Source organism: Pseudomonas sp. P1.31 (assembly GCF_001269815.1).
In the GTDB taxonomy this organism is placed as follows: Bacteria; Pseudomonadota; Gammaproteobacteria; order Pseudomonadales; family Pseudomonadaceae; genus Aquipseudomonas; species Aquipseudomonas rustica.
The window spans coordinates 61,290-76,848 of record NZ_LHVN01000039.1 but is presented as its reverse complement, the minus strand read 5'-3'; the positions used below and the strand labels follow the sequence as shown (position 1 = coordinate 76,848).

Sequence of the window (15,559 nt, the reverse complement as noted above, 5' to 3'; positions counted from 1 at the left end):
TTTTGATCTTGTTTTCAAATACCAACACCAAAAGATCGCAGCCTCGTTGCACTCGTCAGCTCCTACAGGTCAGTGGGGTTTTCCACAGGAATAATGTGGTTTACACACAATCCCTGTTGGTCAGTCTGTGGGTAACGTGTTCACCCTTCGCTGCAAGTCATGTCTGCCGTGGCTTGCAGACCGCAGATCAAAAAACAACCAGCCTAAGTTACGGTTTTTACGGGATTTTTCTGCGGGATAACTGCGTAAGTTACCCCCGATCTCTGTTGGCGCTTCTGTGGATAAGATGTTCGCTAACCCCTGAGAGCTATATATAACGCGGCTTTCAGAGAGTTGGTCAATAACTGATCAATTCGCGCTTTTGACTCGATGAATTGCCCGTAGGGCTTGATATTTCGCAGTCTTCAGGGCTTTTCCACAGCAGACGCAAAGTTACCCCCGATCTCTGTTGGTGCTTCTGTGGATAAGGTGTTTGCCATCCGCTGAAGGCCACGAATGGCGTGGCTTGCAGGCTGTTGATCAAAAAGCGATCAATGTGTTTTCAAAACCGTACTTCTGGATAAGTCACGGTTTTTCTTTGCAAATCAGTGGGATATTTTCCGAGTCATCCACAGTTGTCCCCATTTGCTGTGGGTGGGTGTGTGGATAACTTGTTTGCGGAAGGCTGGGGGGCTTGGTGGTTATGGGGTGTGGGGTGGTTGATCAGAAATTGTGCAATCTGCCTTTAGGGGTGTGGTGTTTGTCAGGACGCCTTCGCGGGCAAGCCCGCTCCCACAGGTGGAACGCATTCCACCTGTAGGAGCTGCCGAAGGCTGCGATCTTTTGATCTTGCTCAGCCCTGAACCGGGACACCTTTGAGGTAAGGCGCAGGCTCGGCCCCAAGGTTGTTCAGCAAGCGCTCGCTGTACCAATCAACAAAATTCACCACGCCAAACTCATAGGTCTTCGAATAAGGCCCAGGCTGATACGCCGTCGAGTTGATCCCGCGCTGGTTCTCCTCAGCCAGACGCCGATCCTGATCATTGGTCGCATCCCACACCTGACGCATGCGATCAACATCGTAATCAACACCCTCAACCGCATCTTTGTGCACGATCCACTTGGTGGTGACCATGGTTTCCTGCGCGCTGATCGGCCACACCGTGAAGACGATGATGTGGTCGCCCATGCAGTGGTTCCAGGAGTGCGGCAGGTGCAGGATGCGCATCGAGCCGAGATCCGGGTTCTTGATCCGGCCCATCAGTTTCGCGCAGCCCTGTTTGCCGTCGAGGGTCATCGACACGGTGCCTTTGAGCAGCGGCATGCGCACGATGCGGTTGCGCAGGCCGAAACTCGCGTGGGCGTAAGGAATCTTCTCGGCTTCCCAGGCTGCGGCGGAGGCGGCGACGTGATCCTTGAACGCCTGATCGGCGCGCGGGTCGGTGACGTCGTCCCATTCCAGCAGGGTTTTCAGCAGTTCCGGGTGCGACGCGTTGCAGTGGTAGCACTCGCGGTTGTTTTCCAGCACCAGTTTCCAGTTGGCCTTTTCCATCAAGGTGGTGGTGATCGCCACCTTGGTGTTCTCCATGTCGTACGGTTCCATGTAATGGTTCAGCGTCGACAGGAAGTCATCAATGGCCGGCGGGTTCTCGGCCAGGCTGATAAAGATGTAGCCGCCGGCGGTCTTCACGTTCACCGGTTTCAAGCCGTACTGCTTCATGTCGAAGTCGGCGCCCATTTCGGTGCCGGCGAACAGCAGGCGGCCGTCCAGCTCGTACGTCCACTGGTGATAGTGGCAGACCAGTTTGGCGACTTTGCCCTTCTCGCTGGTGCACAGACGCGAGCCACGGTGGCGGCAGACGTTGTGGAACGCATGCACAACGCCTTCGGCGCCACGAATGACGATGATCGGATTCTTGCCGATCTGCAGGGTCAGGTAGTTGCCTTTGGCCGGGATCTCGCAGGTCATGCCGGCAATCAACCACTCTTTCTGGAAGATCTCCTGCATGTCGATATCGAAAAGGCGTTCATCGCTGTAGAACGGTTGTGGCAGCGAAAAGGTGCGCTCGCGCTCCTGGAGCATTTGCGCGGTGGCCTTGCGTGCGGGTTCCAGCGGATCGCCCAGGCTGATTTTTGCGGTGACGTCCATCGATGTGATCCTCATGGCCCTCTACGTGGCCGGCGAATGTGGCTAATCAGGGGTGCTGCAAAGTGGCTACGCAAGGTGTAAAGAATCTGTCTTGGTGTTGGGGCGAGTGTGGGCCCGGCGCGGGGCGCAACCTTATCCATGGGCGACATGATGCAATCTGTTCCCGACGCGCAACCCCCGGTGGTTGGGGGCTGGTCGCGATAAGTATGCCGATGTCGCGGATAGGTAAACGGGCGGTTCGCGCTATACGCAGAATCGCCGACATGAGGCCGACAGTCGGCCGTGGAGAACAGCATGTCCAACAGCTTCCTGAATCCGGTCACCACCCAGACCTGGGCCAATGGCCGACACATCGTCCGTTGCGTCAAAGTCATCCAGGAAACCTGGGACGTGCGCACCTTCTGCTTTATGGCCGATCAGCCGATCCTGTTCTTCTTCAAGCCCGGGCAGTTCGTGACCCTGGAGCTGGAAATCGAAGGCCAGCCGATCATGCGTTCGTACACCATTTCCAGTTCGCCGTCGGTGCCGTACAGCTTTTCGGTGACGATCAAACGCGTGCCGGGCGGCAAGGTCTCGAACTGGTTGCACGACACGTTGCATGAAGGGCAGGAGTTGGCGGTGCACGGGCCGGTCGGGCTGTTCAACGCCATCGACTTCCCAAGCCCGAAAGTCCTCTATCTCAGCGGCGGCGTCGGCATTACGCCGTGCATGTCGATGGCGCGCTGGTTTTACGACACCAACGCCAACGTCGACATGACCTTTATCCACAGCGCGCGCTCGCCGAAAGACATCATTTACCACCGCGAGCTGGAGCATATGGCGTCGCGGATCGACAACTTCAGCCTGCACCTGATTTGTGAAAAGCACGGCCTGGGTGAGCCGTGGGCGGGGTATCGCGGTTACCTGAACCACAAGATGCTGGAACTGATGGTGCCGGACTTCCTTGAACGCGAAGTGTTCTGCTGCGGGCCGACGCCGTACATGAACGCGGTCAAGCGGTTGCTGGAAGTGGCCGGTTACGACATGTCGCGTTATCACGAGGAATCGTTCGGCGCTACGCCGCCCGAGGCCCGTGCCGATGCGGTGGAGCAGGCGGAACAGGCAGCCGATGCACCGGAAATCGATATCGCCGATCTGCATCAGGTCGAGTTCACCTCGTCCGGCAAGAGCATCCGTGTGGCACCGGGCGAGACCGTACATGCGGCGGCGGCCAAACTTGGGTTGATGATTCCGAAAGCCTGCGGGATGGGGATTTGCGGGACGTGCAAGGTGCTGAAGCTGGGCGGCGAAGTGGAGATGGAGCACAACGGCGGGATTACCGAGGACGACGAGGCCGAAGGGTTTATTTTGTCGTGCTGCAGTGTGCCTAAAGGTGATGTGCGTATCGAGTTTTGAGGGGGGCGAATTTTTGCGTACGGCTTGCCCCTCACCCCAGCCCTCTCCCAGAGGGAGAGGGGGCCGACCGAGGTGTCTGGCGCTCTACATCGACCTGAAAGACCTTATCGATTATGGATTCGGCAAAGCAGTTTCATGTCGGCGAAATCCTCAAATATCCCCCAATCAGTCCCCTCTCCCTTTGGGAGAGGGCTAGGGTGAGGGGGCTTTTTCAGTCAACAAACAAATCCGGCATCAACGCCGCCTCGCTTTCCCGATCAAACCGGTAGTGATTGAACTCAGTCACACCGCTCTCGCGCAAAATCTCCTCATCAATCAACAACCGCCCAGTGATCCGCTGTTCGCGGCTATCCAGAATCACATGCGCCGCATCAGCCATGATCGAAGGCAGACGCGCCTGCTTGAACGACTCGCGATTCCCCAGTTGAAACTCAATCGCCGCCGTGGCAATCATCGTCTGCGGCCACAACGAGTTCACGCTGATACCGTAACCGGCAAACTCCTCACTCATCCCCAGCGTCAGCATGCTCATGCCGTACTTGGTCACGGTGTAAGGGCTGAACTGTGCAAACCACTTGCTCGCCAGATTCAGCGGTGGCGACAGGTTGAGAATGTGCCCGGCGGATTTTTTCAGATAGGGCAGGGCGGCCTGGCTGCACAGCAGCACCGCGCGGGTGTTGATCTGGTGCATCAGGTCGAAACGTTTCAGTTCGATGTGTTGCACACCGGTCAACTTGATCGCCCCGGCGTTGTTCACCAGCGCATCGATGCCGCCGAAATGTTCGTTGGCCTGGGCGAGAGCCTGGCGCACGCCATCCTCATCACGCACATCCACCTGCAACGCCAACGCCTTGCCACCCGCCGCTTCGACTTCAGCGGCGACGCTGTGGATGGTGCCGGGGAGTTTGGCGTGGGGTTCGGCGCTTTTCGCCGCGATGACGATATTGGCCCCGTCCCTCGCGGCACGCAGCGCAATCTCACGGCCAATGCCACGGCTGGCGCCGGTGATGAACAGGGTTTTGCCTTGTAACGACATGCCGATGCTCCTGCTTATTGTTATATGAGCGAAGGGCTCGACAGACAATGTAGACCAAGCAGATCAGGGAACGCTGTCTCCGCCATGATCGTTCCCACGCTCCGCGTGGGAATGCAGCCGTCGACGCTCCGCGTCATAGCGGTGTTAAGGATGTCGACAGTGGTGAGGCTGGAACGCGGAGCGTCCCGAGAGGCATTCCCACGCGGAGCGTGGGAACGATCAGTGCGGAGGTCGGGCGGACTCAATTTGCTCGTTCCCATGCTCCGCGTGGGAATGCAGCCCGGGACGCTCTGCGTCCCATCAATACCAGCACTGAACCCCAATCAGCCCCGGCATTCCCGCGTAGTCCCTGTCGCTCGAATAACGCCAATGCTCTGGCAAGTCCACATACCCGCGTTTCACTGGATTGTTGTGGATGTATTCAAGCTTCTGACGCATCACCGATTCGCTGTAGACCATTTCTGCGTGTGAACCTTCCTGCCACAACTGGTACACCCGATCCTGCTTATGCGCGCGTTTGCTAAAGCGCAGACTTTTCAGGGCTTTGTCGGCACCTTTGCTTTGCAGATCATCGATGATTTGTCGCGCGGTGAAAGATTTGAATTGGCTGAGGCATTTGTTCAGGTCGGGCGCCTGAGCGACGAAGTGAAGATGGTTTTCCAGAATCACGTAGCCGTACAGCTTCAAGTCATGGTGGGTCTGTTGATAACGCCAGCAGTTGAGCAGGTGGTCGACGATGTACGGGCGGATGAATAACGGCAACCACTCCATGATCGTGCAAGTCAGGAAATGCGGTTTGTCGGTTTCAGTAATGGTGTAGCGGCTTCGGCCCATGGGATTCTTCCTTGAATCTTGCGGTGCGACGGGAATGGAACGCGGAGCGTCCCGGGAGGCGTTCCCACGCGGAGCGTGGGAACGATCAGGGTGAGGCGGGTGGGATGATCGCGCTAGAAGAGAAGTCTGGTATTACGGTGGGAAAAGTCATCCTCGGCCGAAGATCGTTCCCACGCTCTGCGTGGGAATGCAGCCATTGACGCTCTGCGTCATAGCGGTGCTCAGCTTTACATCTGTGGTGGAGCAGGAACGCGGAGCGTCCCGGGAGGCATTCCCACGCGGAGCGTGGGAATGATCAGTGCGCTGGCGTCAGGTCAGGCGGACATGACTTCGCGGATGTCGCGGGCGAGTTCGCGGACGCGTTCTTCTTCGGTGTCCCACGAGCACATGAAGCGTGCGCCGCCCTTGCCGATGAAGGTGTAGAAGCGCCAGTTCTTCGCGGTGAGCGCGGCGATGGCCGGTTCCGAGAGTTGCAGGAACACGCCGTTGGCCTGCACCGGGAACATCAGTTCGACGCCGGGAATGTCGCTGACCAGTTCTGCCAGCAATTGCGCGCAGTGGTTGGCGTGGCGCGCGTATTTCAGCCAGGCGTCGGTTTCGAGAATGCCGACCCACGGTGCCGAGAGGAAGCGCATTTTCGACGCCAGTTGCCCGGCCTGTTTGCAGCGGTAGTCGAAGTCTTCCGCCAGTTTGTGGTTGAAGAACAGAATCGCTTCACCCACGGCCATGCCGTTCTTGGTGCCGCCGAAACACAGCACATCGACACCAGCCTTCCAGGTCAGATCCGCTGGCGAGCAGCCGAGGAAGGCGCAGGCGTTGGAGAAGCGCGCGCCGTCCATGTGCAGGTGCAGGCCCAGTTCCTTGCAAGTGGCGCTGATGGCGCGAACTTCTTCCGGGGTGTAGACGCTGCCGACTTCGGTGGCTTGTGTCAGGGTGACTACGCGCGGTTTCGGGTAGTGGATGTCTTGACGCTTGAGGGCGACTTCGCGGATCGACTGCGGGGTGATTTTGCCGTTTTCAGTGCCGGCGATCAGCAGTTTCGAGCCGTTGGAGAAAAATTCCGGGGCGCCGCATTCGTCGGTTTCGACGTGGGCGGTTTCCGAGCAGATCACGCTGTGGTAACTCTGGCACAGCGACGACAGGGCCAGCGAGTTGGCGGCGGTGCCGTTGAAGGCGAAGAACACTTCGCAGTCGGTTTCAAACAATTGGCGGAAATGGTCGGACGCGCGCGCGGTCCATTCATCGTCGCCATAAGCGCGCTGGTGGCCGTGGTTGGCCTGTTCCATGGCAGCCCAGGCTTCAGGGCAGATACCGGAATAGTTGTCGCTGGCGAATTGTTGGCTCTTGTCGGTCATGGCCGGCTTCCGTGGTCGAGACTCTTGTGAAGGCTCGTGGTCAATGATGGTGCGCACTTTACCGAAGATCTTCCGGGGAGCACACGAGATGTCGCTGTCTGAACATTACAAGGATGCAGGCCGATTATGCACCTGAGAAAACGCGACGGCGCGCTGGATCTGCTCAAGTGGCTGGCGCTGCTGAGCATGTTGCTCGATCACCTGCGATATGTCGGGTTCTCCGCCGATTGGCTGTACGTGCCGGGGCGGCTGGCGTTTCCATGGTTTTGCCTGGCGATGGCGGCGAATCTTTCCCGTGATGGTTCGCGGAAGATGGAGTGGCGCTATCTGGGGTGGTTGTTGCTGTTCAGTGCGGTGAGCGAGATTCCGTATCGGTTGTACATTCCTGATCCCGACACCCTGAACGTGATGCCGACGCTGGCGCTGGGCTTGCTGGTGGCGCGGGGGTGGCAGGATCCATCGGTGATGTCGCGATTGCTCGGTGTTGCTGCGCTGGTGCTGGCCGTGATGTTTCCGGAACGACTGATGTTTGGTTTCTTCGGGGTGTTGCTGCCGTTGGCGATGCTGCTGGTGTTTCGTCGGCCGTGGTATTTCAGTCTTTTGCCGGGATTGGTATGCCTCGCAGCGAATCAATGGCAAGTGCTTTACGACTCGGCGAGGTTCGGCAGTAGCGTGGCCATTCTTGGGATTGCCACGTGTCTGTTTGCGCCACTGCTCGGAATGTTCCTGTTGCGACATGAGCGACATCTGCAGCCGCCGCCAATGCGTCGCTGGGCTTACGCCCTTTATCCCGCGCATTTCCTCCTATTGCTCGCCGTCCGCCAGTTGCTCGCCTAACCCCTGTAGGAGCTGCCGAAGGCTGCGATCTTTTGATCTTGAAAATCAAAGTCAAAAGATCGCAGCCTTCGGCAGCTCCTACAAGGGGATGCATTCTTTGGGTCATTTCCAGCCATGTCGTAAACGCACCTTTGCGTGGCGTCCGCAGGCATTTGAGCTGTCTGCGCCGGTCATACCATCGGCATCAAAGGGCACTGCCGTGATTGCCAGTGCCTTACCGAGACGAATGGCGCACAGATGCCGCTGGGAGAGACGCGATGTTCAGCAAGCAAGACCAGATCCAGGGTTACGACGATGCACTGCTGGCGGCGATGAATGCCGAGGAGCAACGTCAGGAAGATCACATCGAGCTGATCGCGTCAGAGAACTACACCAGCAAACGCGTGATGGAAGCGCAAGGCAGCGGCCTGACCAACAAATACGCCGAAGGCTATCCGGGCAAGCGTTACTACGGTGGCTGCGAGCATGTGGATAAAGTTGAAGCGCTGGCCATCGAACGCGCCAAGCAACTGTTCGGCGCCGATTACGCTAACGTTCAGCCGCACTCCGGTTCCTCGGCCAACAGCGCCGTTTACCTCGCGCTGATCCAGCCGGGCGACACCATTCTCGGCATGAGCCTGGCCCACGGCGGTCACCTGACCCACGGCGCCAAAGTGTCGTCCTCGGGCAAGCTCTACAACGCTGTGCAGTACGGCATCAACACCGACACCGGGCTGATTGATTACGACGAAGTCGAGCGTCTCGCCGTCGAATCCAAGCCGAAAATGATCGTCGCCGGTTTCTCCGCTTACTCGAAGACCCTCGACTTCCCGCGCTTCCGTCAGATCGCTGACAAAGTCGGCGCGCTGCTGTTCGTCGACATGGCCCACGTCGCCGGTCTGGTTGCCGCCGGTCTGTACCCGAACCCGCTGCCGTACGCCGACGTGGTCACCACCACTACGCACAAAACCCTGCGCGGCCCACGTGGCGGGCTGATCCTGGCCAAGTCCAACGAAGAGATCGAGAAGAAGCTCAACGCCGCCGTATTCCCCGGCGCGCAGGGCGGCCCGTTGATGCACGTCATCGCCGGTAAAGCCGTGTGCTTCAAGGAAGCGCTGGAGCCAGGTTTCAAGGCGTATCAGCAACAAGTGATCGACAACGCTCAGGCGATGGCCAGCGTGTTTATCAAACGTGGCTACGATGTAGTGTCCGGCGGTACCGACAACCATTTGTTCCTGGTCAGCCTGATCCGTCAGGGCCTGACCGGTAAAGACGCCGACGCCGCCCTCGGCCGTGCACACATCACCGTCAACAAGAACGCCGTGCCGAACGATCCGCAATCGCCGTTCGTGACCTCGGGCCTGCGCATCGGCACCCCGGCCGTCACTACGCGCGGTTTCAAGGTGACCCAGTGCGAAGTGTTGGCCGGCTGGATCTGCGACATCCTCGACAACCTCGGTGATGCCGATGTCGAGGCCAATGTTGCCCAGCAAGTGTCGGCCCTGTGCGCAGACTTCCCGGTTTATCGCTGAGTGTTCTGGAGTAACTGACTATGCAACGCTATTCGGGCTTCGGCCTCTTCAAACACTCCCTCAGCCACCACGAAAACTGGCAGCGCATGTGGCGCACGCCGACGCCGAAAAAGGTCTACGACGTGGTCATCGTCGGCGGCGGCGGGCACGGTCTTGCGACGGCCTACTATCTGGCGAAAGAACACGGCATCACCAACGTCGCCGTGGTCGAAAAGGGATGGCTGGGCGGTGGTAACACCGCGCGCAACACCACCATCGTCCGCTCCAACTACCTGTGGGACGAGTCGGCGCATCTTTACGAACACGCGATGAAATTGTGGGAAGGCCTGTCCCAAGACCTCAACTACAACGTGATGTTTTCCCAGCGTGGCGTCTACAACCTGTGCCACACCCTGCAGGACATTCGTGATTCCGAGCGTCGGGTCAGCGCCAACCGCCTCAACGGCGTCGATGGTGAACTGCTCAACGCCAAGCAAGTCGCTGACGAGATTCCGTACCTCGACTGCTCGAAAAACACCCGCTACCCGGTGATGGGTGCGACCGTGCAGCGTCGCGGCGGCGTCGCCCGTCACGACGCCGTGGCCTGGGGCTTTGCCCGTGCCGCCGACGCCTTGGGCGTGGACTTGATCCAGCAGACCGAAGTGATCGGTTTCCGCAAGGAAAACGGCGTGTGCATCGGTGTTGAAACCAACAAGGGTTTTATCGGCGCCAAGCGCGTCGGTGTGGTCACCGCCGGTAACTCCGGGCACATGGCCAAGCTCGCCGGTTTCCGTCTGCCGATCGAATCCCACCCGCTGCAAGCGCTGGTGTCGGAGCCGATCAAACCGATTATCGACAGCGTGATCATGTCCAACGCCGTGCACGGTTACATCAGCCAGTCCGACAAGGGCGACCTGGTGATCGGCGCCGGTATCGACGGCTACAACGGCTACGGCCAGCGCGGTTCGTACCCGGTGATCGAGCACACCATTCAGGCCATCGTCGAGATGTTCCCGGTGTTGTCACGCGTACGCATGAACCGCCAGTGGGGCGGCATCGTCGACACCACGCCGGACGCGTGCCCGATCATTTCGAAAACCCCGGTACCGAACATGTTCTTTAACTGCGGTTGGGGCACCGGTGGCTTCAAGGCAACGCCTGGCTCGGGCAACGTGTTTGCCGCGAGTCTGGCCAAGGGTGAAATGCACCCGTTGGCCGCACCGTTTTCCATCGACCGTTTCCACAACGGCGCACTCATCGACGAACACGGCGCTGCTGCCGTCGCCCACTAACAGGAGAAATCCCCATGTTGCATATCTTCTGTCCTCACTGCGGCGAACTGCGCTCCGAAGAGGAATTCCACGCATCCGGTCAGGCGCACATTCCGCGTCCACTGGATCCAGGTGCCTGCACCGACGAGGAGTGGGGCGACTACATGTTCTTCCGCGACAACCCGCGCGGTCTGCACCACGAGTTGTGGGATCACGTCGCCGGTTGCCGCCAGTACTTCAACGTCACCCGCGACACCGTGACCTACGAGATTCTCGAAACCTACAAGATCGGCACCAAGCCGCAATTCACCGACAAGGCTGATTCGGCGAAAACAGCCACGACGGCGCTGGGAGAGAAGGTATGAGCCAGACCAATCGCCTGTCCAACGGTGGACGGATCGACCGCAACAAAGTGCTGAGCTTCACCTTCAACGGTCAGAGCTACAAAGGCTTCGAGGGTGACTCGCTGGCCGCCGCGCTGATCGCCAACGGCGTCGACATCATCGGCCGCAGCTTCAAGTATTCGCGTCCTCGCGGCATCTTTGCTGCCGGTGCCGAAGAGCCGAATGCGGTGCTGCAGATCGGCGCGACCGAAGCCACGCAGATCCCCAACGTGCGCGCCACGCAACAGGCGCTGTATCAAGGTCTGGTCGCGACCAGCACCAACGGCTGGCCGAGCGTCAACAATGACATGATGGGCATTCTCGGCAAGGTCGGCGGCAAGCTGATGCCGCCGGGTTTCTACTACAAAACCTTCATGTACCCGCAATCGTTCTGGATGACCTACGAGAAGTACATTCGCAAGGCTGCCGGTCTAGGCCGTTCGCCGACTGAAGTCGATCCGGACACCTACGACTACATGAACCAGCATTGCGACGTGCTGATCGTCGGCGCTGGCCCGGCCGGTCTCGCCGCTGCACTGGCAGCAGCGCGCAGCGGTGCCCGAGTGATTCTGGCGGACGAGCAGGAAGAGTTCGGTGGCAGCCTGCTCGACTCGCGTGAAAGCCTCGATGGCAAACCGGCGATGGACTGGGTCGCCAGTGTCATCACCGAACTGAAGAACACCCCGGACGTGCTGCTGTTGCCGCGCGCCACGGTCAACGGTTACCACGACCACAACTTCCTGACCATTCACGAACGCCTCACCGATCACCTCGGCGACCGTGCGCCGATTGGTCAGGTGCGTCAGCGTATTCACCGTGTTCGCGCCAAGCGTGTGGTGCTGGCGACCGGTGCTTGCGAGCGTCCGCTGGTCTACGGCAACAACGATGTGCCGGGCAACATGCTTGCAGGTGCGGTGTCGACTTACGTGCGCCGTTATGGCGTGGCGCCGGGCAAGAAACTGGTGCTGTCGACCAACAACGATCACGCTTATCGCGTTGCTTTGGATTGGCTCGATGCCAGTCTGCAAGTGGTCGCCATCGCCGATGCGCGCAGCAATCCGCGTGGTGCATTGGTGGAAGAAGCACGCGCCAAAGGCATTCGGATTCTCACTGGCAGCGCCGTGATCGAGGCCCGTGGCAGCAAGCGCGTCACCGCTGCTCGCGTTGCTGCGATCGATGTCAAAGCGCACGCCGTGACCAGTCCGGGCGAGTGGCTCGATTGCGATGTAGTTGCCAGTTCCGGCGGTTACAGCCCGGTCGTTCACCTGGCTTCGCACCTCGGTGGCAAGCCGACCTGGCGTGAAGACATCCTCGGTTTCGTACCGGGCGAAGCACCGCAGAAACGCGTGTGCGTCGGTGGCATCAACGGTGTTTACGGTCTCGGCGATTCGCTGGCTGACGGTTTTGAAGGTGGCGTGCGCGCTGCCAGTGAAGCCGGTTTCGCTGCGGTCGAAGGCACCTTGCCGAAAGCCCTCAGCCGTCATGAAGAACCGACGCTGGCGCTGTTTCAGGTGCCGCATGAAAAGAACACCGCACGGGCGCCGAAGCAATTCGTCGACCTGCAGAACGACGTCACCGCTGCTGCCATTGAGCTGGCAACTCGCGAAGGTTTCGAGTCGGTCGAGCACGTCAAACGCTACACCGCGCTGGGCTTCGGCACCGATCAGGGCAAGCTCGGCAACGTCAACGGTCTGGCCATCGCGGCCCGTTCGCTGAACGTGACCATCCCGCAGATGGGCACCACGATGTTCCGCCCGAACTACACGCCGGTAACTTTCGGCGCCGTGGCCGGTCGTCACTGTGGGCACATCTTCGAGCCGGTGCGTCACACCGCGCTGCATGCCTGGCATGTGAAAAATGGCGCAGAGTTTGAAGACGTCGGTCAGTGGAAGCGTCCATGGTACTTCCCGAAAAACGGTGAAGACCTGCACACCGCCGTGAAGCGCGAATGCAAAGCCGTGCGCGACAGTGTCGGCCTGCTCGACGCCTCGACCCTCGGCAAGATCGACATCCAGGGTCCGGATGCCCGCGAGTTTCTTAACCGCGTGTACACCAACGCCTGGACCAAGCTCGACGTGGGCAAGGCTCGCTACGGTTTGATGTGCAAAGAAGACGGCATGGTCTTCGACGACGGTGTCACGGCGTGCCTGGCCGACAACCATTTCGTCATGACCACCACCACCGGCGGCGCGGCTCGCGTACTGCAATGGCTGGAGCTTTACCACCAGACCGAATGGCCGGACATGAAGGTTTACTTCACCTCCGTCACCGACCACTGGGCGACCATGACCCTGTCCGGGCCGAACAGCCGCCAGCTGCTCAGCGCCGTGACCGACATTGATCTGAGCAACGAAGCGTTCCCGTTCATGACCTGGAAGGAAGGTCTGGTCGGCGGCGTGCCGGCGCGGGTCTTCCGCATCTCGTTCACCGGTGAGCTGTCGTACGAAGTCAACGTGCAGGCCGACTATGCGATGGGCGTGCTGGAGAAAATCGTCGAGGCCGGCAAGCAGTACAACCTGACGCCGTACGGCACTGAAACCATGCACGTGCTGCGCGCCGAGAAGGGTTTCATCATCGTTGGTCAGGACACTGACGGCTCGATGACTCCGGACGACTTGAACATGGGCTGGTGTGTCGGTCGCACCAAACCGTTCTCGTGGATCGGCCAGCGTGGCATGAACCGTGAAGACTGCGTGAAGGATCAGCGTAAGCAACTGGTCGGTCTGAAGCCGATCGATCCGAACGTGTGGCTGCCGGAAGGTGCGCAGTTGGTGTTCAACACCAAACAGGCGATCCCGATGACCATGGTTGGCCACGTGACCTCCAGTTACGCGCACAACTCCCTCGGTTATTCGTTTGCCATGGGTGTGGTCAAGGGCGGTCTGAAACGCCTCGGTGAGCGGGTGTTTGCACCGCTGGCCGATGGCAGCGTGATCGAGGCGGAAATCGTTTCTTCGGTGTTCTTCGATCCGAAGGGGGATCGCCAGAACATCTGACAGACCGAGTCGCGGCCTTCGCGAGCAAGCCCGCTCCCACAGGGGAATGCATTCCAAATGTGGGAGCGGGCTTGCTCGCGAAGGCGTCAGTAGATTCATCACAGAATTCAGAAAGGTGCTTTATGACCACAGCCAATGTGTACCAACAACGCCCAACCACCGGGGCCAAGGCCGAGTCGTCGCTGCACCATGCCGACCTCGCCAGCCTGGTCGGCAAGGGCCGCAAAAACGCCGGCGTGATCGTGCGTGAAAAGAAACTCCTCGGTCACCTGACCATCCGTGGCGATGGCCACGATGCCGCGTTCGCCGCCGGTGTGCACAAGGCCCTGGGCATCGAACTGCCCGGCGCGCTGAGCGTCATCGTCAAAGGCGAAACCAGCCTGCAATGGATGGGCCCGGACGAGTGGCTGCTGATCGTCCCGAGCGGCGAAGAGTTCGCCGCCGAACAGAAACTGCGTGAAGCGCTGGGCGATTTGCACGTTGCGATCGTCAACGTCAGCGGCGGCCAGCAAGTGCTCGAACTGAGCGGGCCGAACGTGCGTCAGGTGCTGATGAAGTCGACCAGTTATGACGTGCATCCGAATAACTTCCCGGTGGGTAAAGCGGTGGGCACGGTGTTCGCCAAGTCGCAGCTGATGATTCGGCATACGGCTGAGGACACTTGGGAATTGCTGATTCGTCGCAGTTTTTCGGATTACTGGTGGTTGTGGTTGCAGGATGCATCGGCTGAGTACGGGTTGAGCGTTCAGGCCTGATAGATCAAGAGCCACCCCCTCACCCCAGCCCTCTCCCCCAGGGGGGAGAGGGGGAAAGGGAGCCGATCTCGGGTGTTTTTGCGATCTGCATTCACCTTCAGATTTTCAGGTCGGCGTAGCTCGAAAGAACACCTCGGTCAGTCCCCTCTCCCTCTGGGAGAGGGCTAGGGTGAGGGAAAAACCTGACACCCCGCACAAGAACAGGAGTCACCGCACCATGAGCCGCGCCCCAGACACATGGATTCTGACCGCCGACTGCCCCAGCGTCCTCGGCACCGTGGACGCGGTCACGCGTTTTCTGTTCGAGCAGGGTTGCTACGTCACCGAGCACCATTCGTTCGATGACCGCCTCTCCGGGCGCTTTTTCATTCGCGTGGAATTCCGCCAGCCCGACGGCTTTGATGAGCAATCCTTCCGCGCAGGCCTCGCTGAACGCGGCCAGGCCTTCGGCATGATCTTCGAACTGACCGCGCCGAATTACCGGTCAAAAGTGGTGATCATGGTTTCCAAGGCCGATCACTGCCTCAACGACTTGCTCTACCGCCAGCGCATCGGCCAGTTGTCGATGGACGTCGCGGCGGTGGTTTCCAATCACCCTGACCTCAAGCCGCTGGCCGACTGGCACCAGATTCCCTACTACCATTTCCCCCTCGACCCCAACGACAAGCCGTCGCAGGAGCGTCAGGTGTGGCAGGTGATCGAAGAGTCCGGCGCTGAACTGGTGATCCTCGCCCGCTACATGCAGGTGCTGTCGCCGGAGTTGTGCCGCAAGCTCGATGGTAAAGCGATCAATATTCATCACTCGCTGCTGCCGGGTTTCAAGGGCGCCAAGCCGTATCACCAGGCCTACAACAAAGGCGTGAAACTGGTCGGCGCGACGGCGCATTACATCAATAACGATCTGGATGAAGGGCCGATCATTGCCCAAGGCGTCGAGGCGGTGGATCACAGTCATTACCCTGAGGATCTGATTGCCAAGGGGCGCGATATTGAAGGCCTGACCTTGGCGCGGGCCGTTGGATATCACATCGAAAGAAGAGTGTTTTTGAACGCCAATCGTACGGTTGTTCTTTAAATCG

General features: G+C 59.5%; 12 protein-coding genes. 8 read left to right on the top strand and 4 right to left on the bottom strand.

Annotation, left to right across the window (positions count from 1 at the left end; translation table 11 throughout):
- Positions 1–832: 832 nt before the first annotated feature.
- Positions 833–2,128: a glycine-betaine demethylase subunit GbcA gene (gene gbcA / locus AD669_RS25020; protein ID WP_053124549.1), complete on the bottom strand. Its 1,296-nt coding sequence runs from the start codon at positions 2,126–2,128 to the stop codon at positions 833–835.
- 294 nt (positions 2,129–2,422) lie between these two features.
- Between gbcA and gbcB the strand changes: the two genes are divergently transcribed.
- Positions 2,423–3,523 (top strand): glycine-betaine demethylase subunit GbcB, encoded by a 1,101-nt coding sequence (gene gbcB / locus AD669_RS25015; RefSeq protein ID WP_053124547.1) that lies wholly within the window; start codon positions 2,423–2,425, stop codon positions 3,521–3,523.
- 211 nt (positions 3,524–3,734) lie between these two features.
- On the opposite strand, the gene AD669_RS25010 is transcribed toward gbcB, so the two are convergent.
- The 3 genes from AD669_RS25010 to AD669_RS25000 form a co-directional block, all read right to left on the bottom strand.
- Positions 3,735–4,559: an NAD(P)-dependent oxidoreductase gene (locus AD669_RS25010; RefSeq protein ID WP_053124545.1), complete on the bottom strand. Its 825-nt coding sequence runs from the start codon at positions 4,557–4,559 to the stop codon at positions 3,735–3,737.
- Positions 4,560–4,859: 300 nt separating this feature from the next.
- Positions 4,860–5,393, bottom strand: a complete 534-nt coding sequence (locus AD669_RS25005; RefSeq protein ID WP_053124543.1) for a transposase — start codon at positions 5,391–5,393, stop codon at positions 4,860–4,862.
- A gap of 314 nt (positions 5,394–5,707) precedes the next feature.
- Positions 5,708–6,748, bottom strand: coding sequence for a low specificity L-threonine aldolase (locus AD669_RS25000; protein WP_008084160.1), 1,041 nt, complete (start codon positions 6,746–6,748; stop codon positions 5,708–5,710).
- 126 nt (positions 6,749–6,874) lie between these two features.
- Here AD669_RS25000 and AD669_RS24995 point away from each other — a divergent pair, with 126 nt between their 5' ends.
- From AD669_RS24995 to purU, 7 genes are all read left to right on the top strand, one after another.
- Positions 6,875–7,585 carry a TraX family protein gene (locus tag AD669_RS24995; RefSeq protein ID WP_053124541.1) on the top strand — a complete coding sequence of 237 codons (711 nt, stop codon included), beginning with the start codon at positions 6,875–6,877 and terminating at the stop codon, positions 7,583–7,585.
- Between the two features lie 257 nt (positions 7,586–7,842).
- Positions 7,843–9,096, top strand: coding sequence for a serine hydroxymethyltransferase (locus AD669_RS24990; RefSeq protein WP_008086924.1), 1,254 nt, complete (start codon positions 7,843–7,845; stop codon positions 9,094–9,096).
- Between the two features lie 20 nt (positions 9,097–9,116).
- Positions 9,117–10,367, top strand: coding sequence for a sarcosine oxidase subunit beta (locus AD669_RS24985; protein WP_003206307.1), 1,251 nt, complete (start codon positions 9,117–9,119; stop codon positions 10,365–10,367).
- Between the two features lie 14 nt (positions 10,368–10,381).
- On the top strand, positions 10,382–10,711 hold the full coding sequence (locus AD669_RS24980) for a sarcosine oxidase subunit delta (RefSeq protein ID WP_007913119.1): 330 nt from the start codon (positions 10,382–10,384) through the stop codon (positions 10,709–10,711).
- Positions 10,708–13,725 (top strand): sarcosine oxidase subunit alpha, encoded by a 3,018-nt coding sequence (locus AD669_RS24975; RefSeq protein WP_053124538.1) that lies wholly within the window; start codon positions 10,708–10,710, stop codon positions 13,723–13,725. Before AD669_RS24980 ends, AD669_RS24975 begins: the two co-directional genes overlap by 4 nt.
- A gap of 122 nt (positions 13,726–13,847) precedes the next feature.
- A complete protein-coding gene (locus AD669_RS24970) occupies positions 13,848–14,480 on the top strand; it encodes a sarcosine oxidase subunit gamma (RefSeq protein ID WP_053124537.1) in 633 nt (210 codons plus the stop codon).
- A gap of 217 nt (positions 14,481–14,697) precedes the next feature.
- Positions 14,698–15,555 carry a formyltetrahydrofolate deformylase gene (gene purU / locus AD669_RS24965; RefSeq protein ID WP_053124535.1) on the top strand — a complete coding sequence of 286 codons (858 nt, stop codon included), beginning with the start codon at positions 14,698–14,700 and terminating at the stop codon, positions 15,553–15,555.
- Positions 15,556–15,559 lie beyond the last annotated feature (4 nt).

Coding starts and splice junctions, on each gene's coding strand:
- gbcA (WP_053124549.1), bottom strand. CDS start 2,128: ATGGACGTCACCGCAAAAATCAGCCTGGGCGATCCGCTGGAACCCGCA.
- gbcB (WP_053124547.1), top strand. CDS start 2,423: ATGTCCAACAGCTTCCTGAATCCGGTCACCACCCAGACCTGGGCCAAT.
- AD669_RS25010 (WP_053124545.1), bottom strand. CDS start 4,559: ATGTCGTTACAAGGCAAAACCCTGTTCATCACCGGCGCCAGCCGTGGC.
- AD669_RS25005 (WP_053124543.1), bottom strand. CDS start 5,393: ATGGGCCGAAGCCGCTACACCATTACTGAAACCGACAAACCGCATTTC.
- AD669_RS25000 (WP_008084160.1), bottom strand. CDS start 6,748: ATGACCGACAAGAGCCAACAATTCGCCAGCGACAACTATTCCGGTATC.
- AD669_RS24995 (WP_053124541.1), top strand. CDS start 6,875: ATGCACCTGAGAAAACGCGACGGCGCGCTGGATCTGCTCAAGTGGCTG.
- AD669_RS24990 (WP_008086924.1), top strand. CDS start 7,843: ATGTTCAGCAAGCAAGACCAGATCCAGGGTTACGACGATGCACTGCTG.
- AD669_RS24985 (WP_003206307.1), top strand. CDS start 9,117: ATGCAACGCTATTCGGGCTTCGGCCTCTTCAAACACTCCCTCAGCCAC.
- AD669_RS24980 (WP_007913119.1), top strand. CDS start 10,382: ATGTTGCATATCTTCTGTCCTCACTGCGGCGAACTGCGCTCCGAAGAG.
- AD669_RS24975 (WP_053124538.1), top strand. CDS start 10,708: ATGAGCCAGACCAATCGCCTGTCCAACGGTGGACGGATCGACCGCAAC.
- AD669_RS24970 (WP_053124537.1), top strand. CDS start 13,848: ATGACCACAGCCAATGTGTACCAACAACGCCCAACCACCGGGGCCAAG.
- purU (WP_053124535.1), top strand. CDS start 14,698: ATGAGCCGCGCCCCAGACACATGGATTCTGACCGCCGACTGCCCCAGC.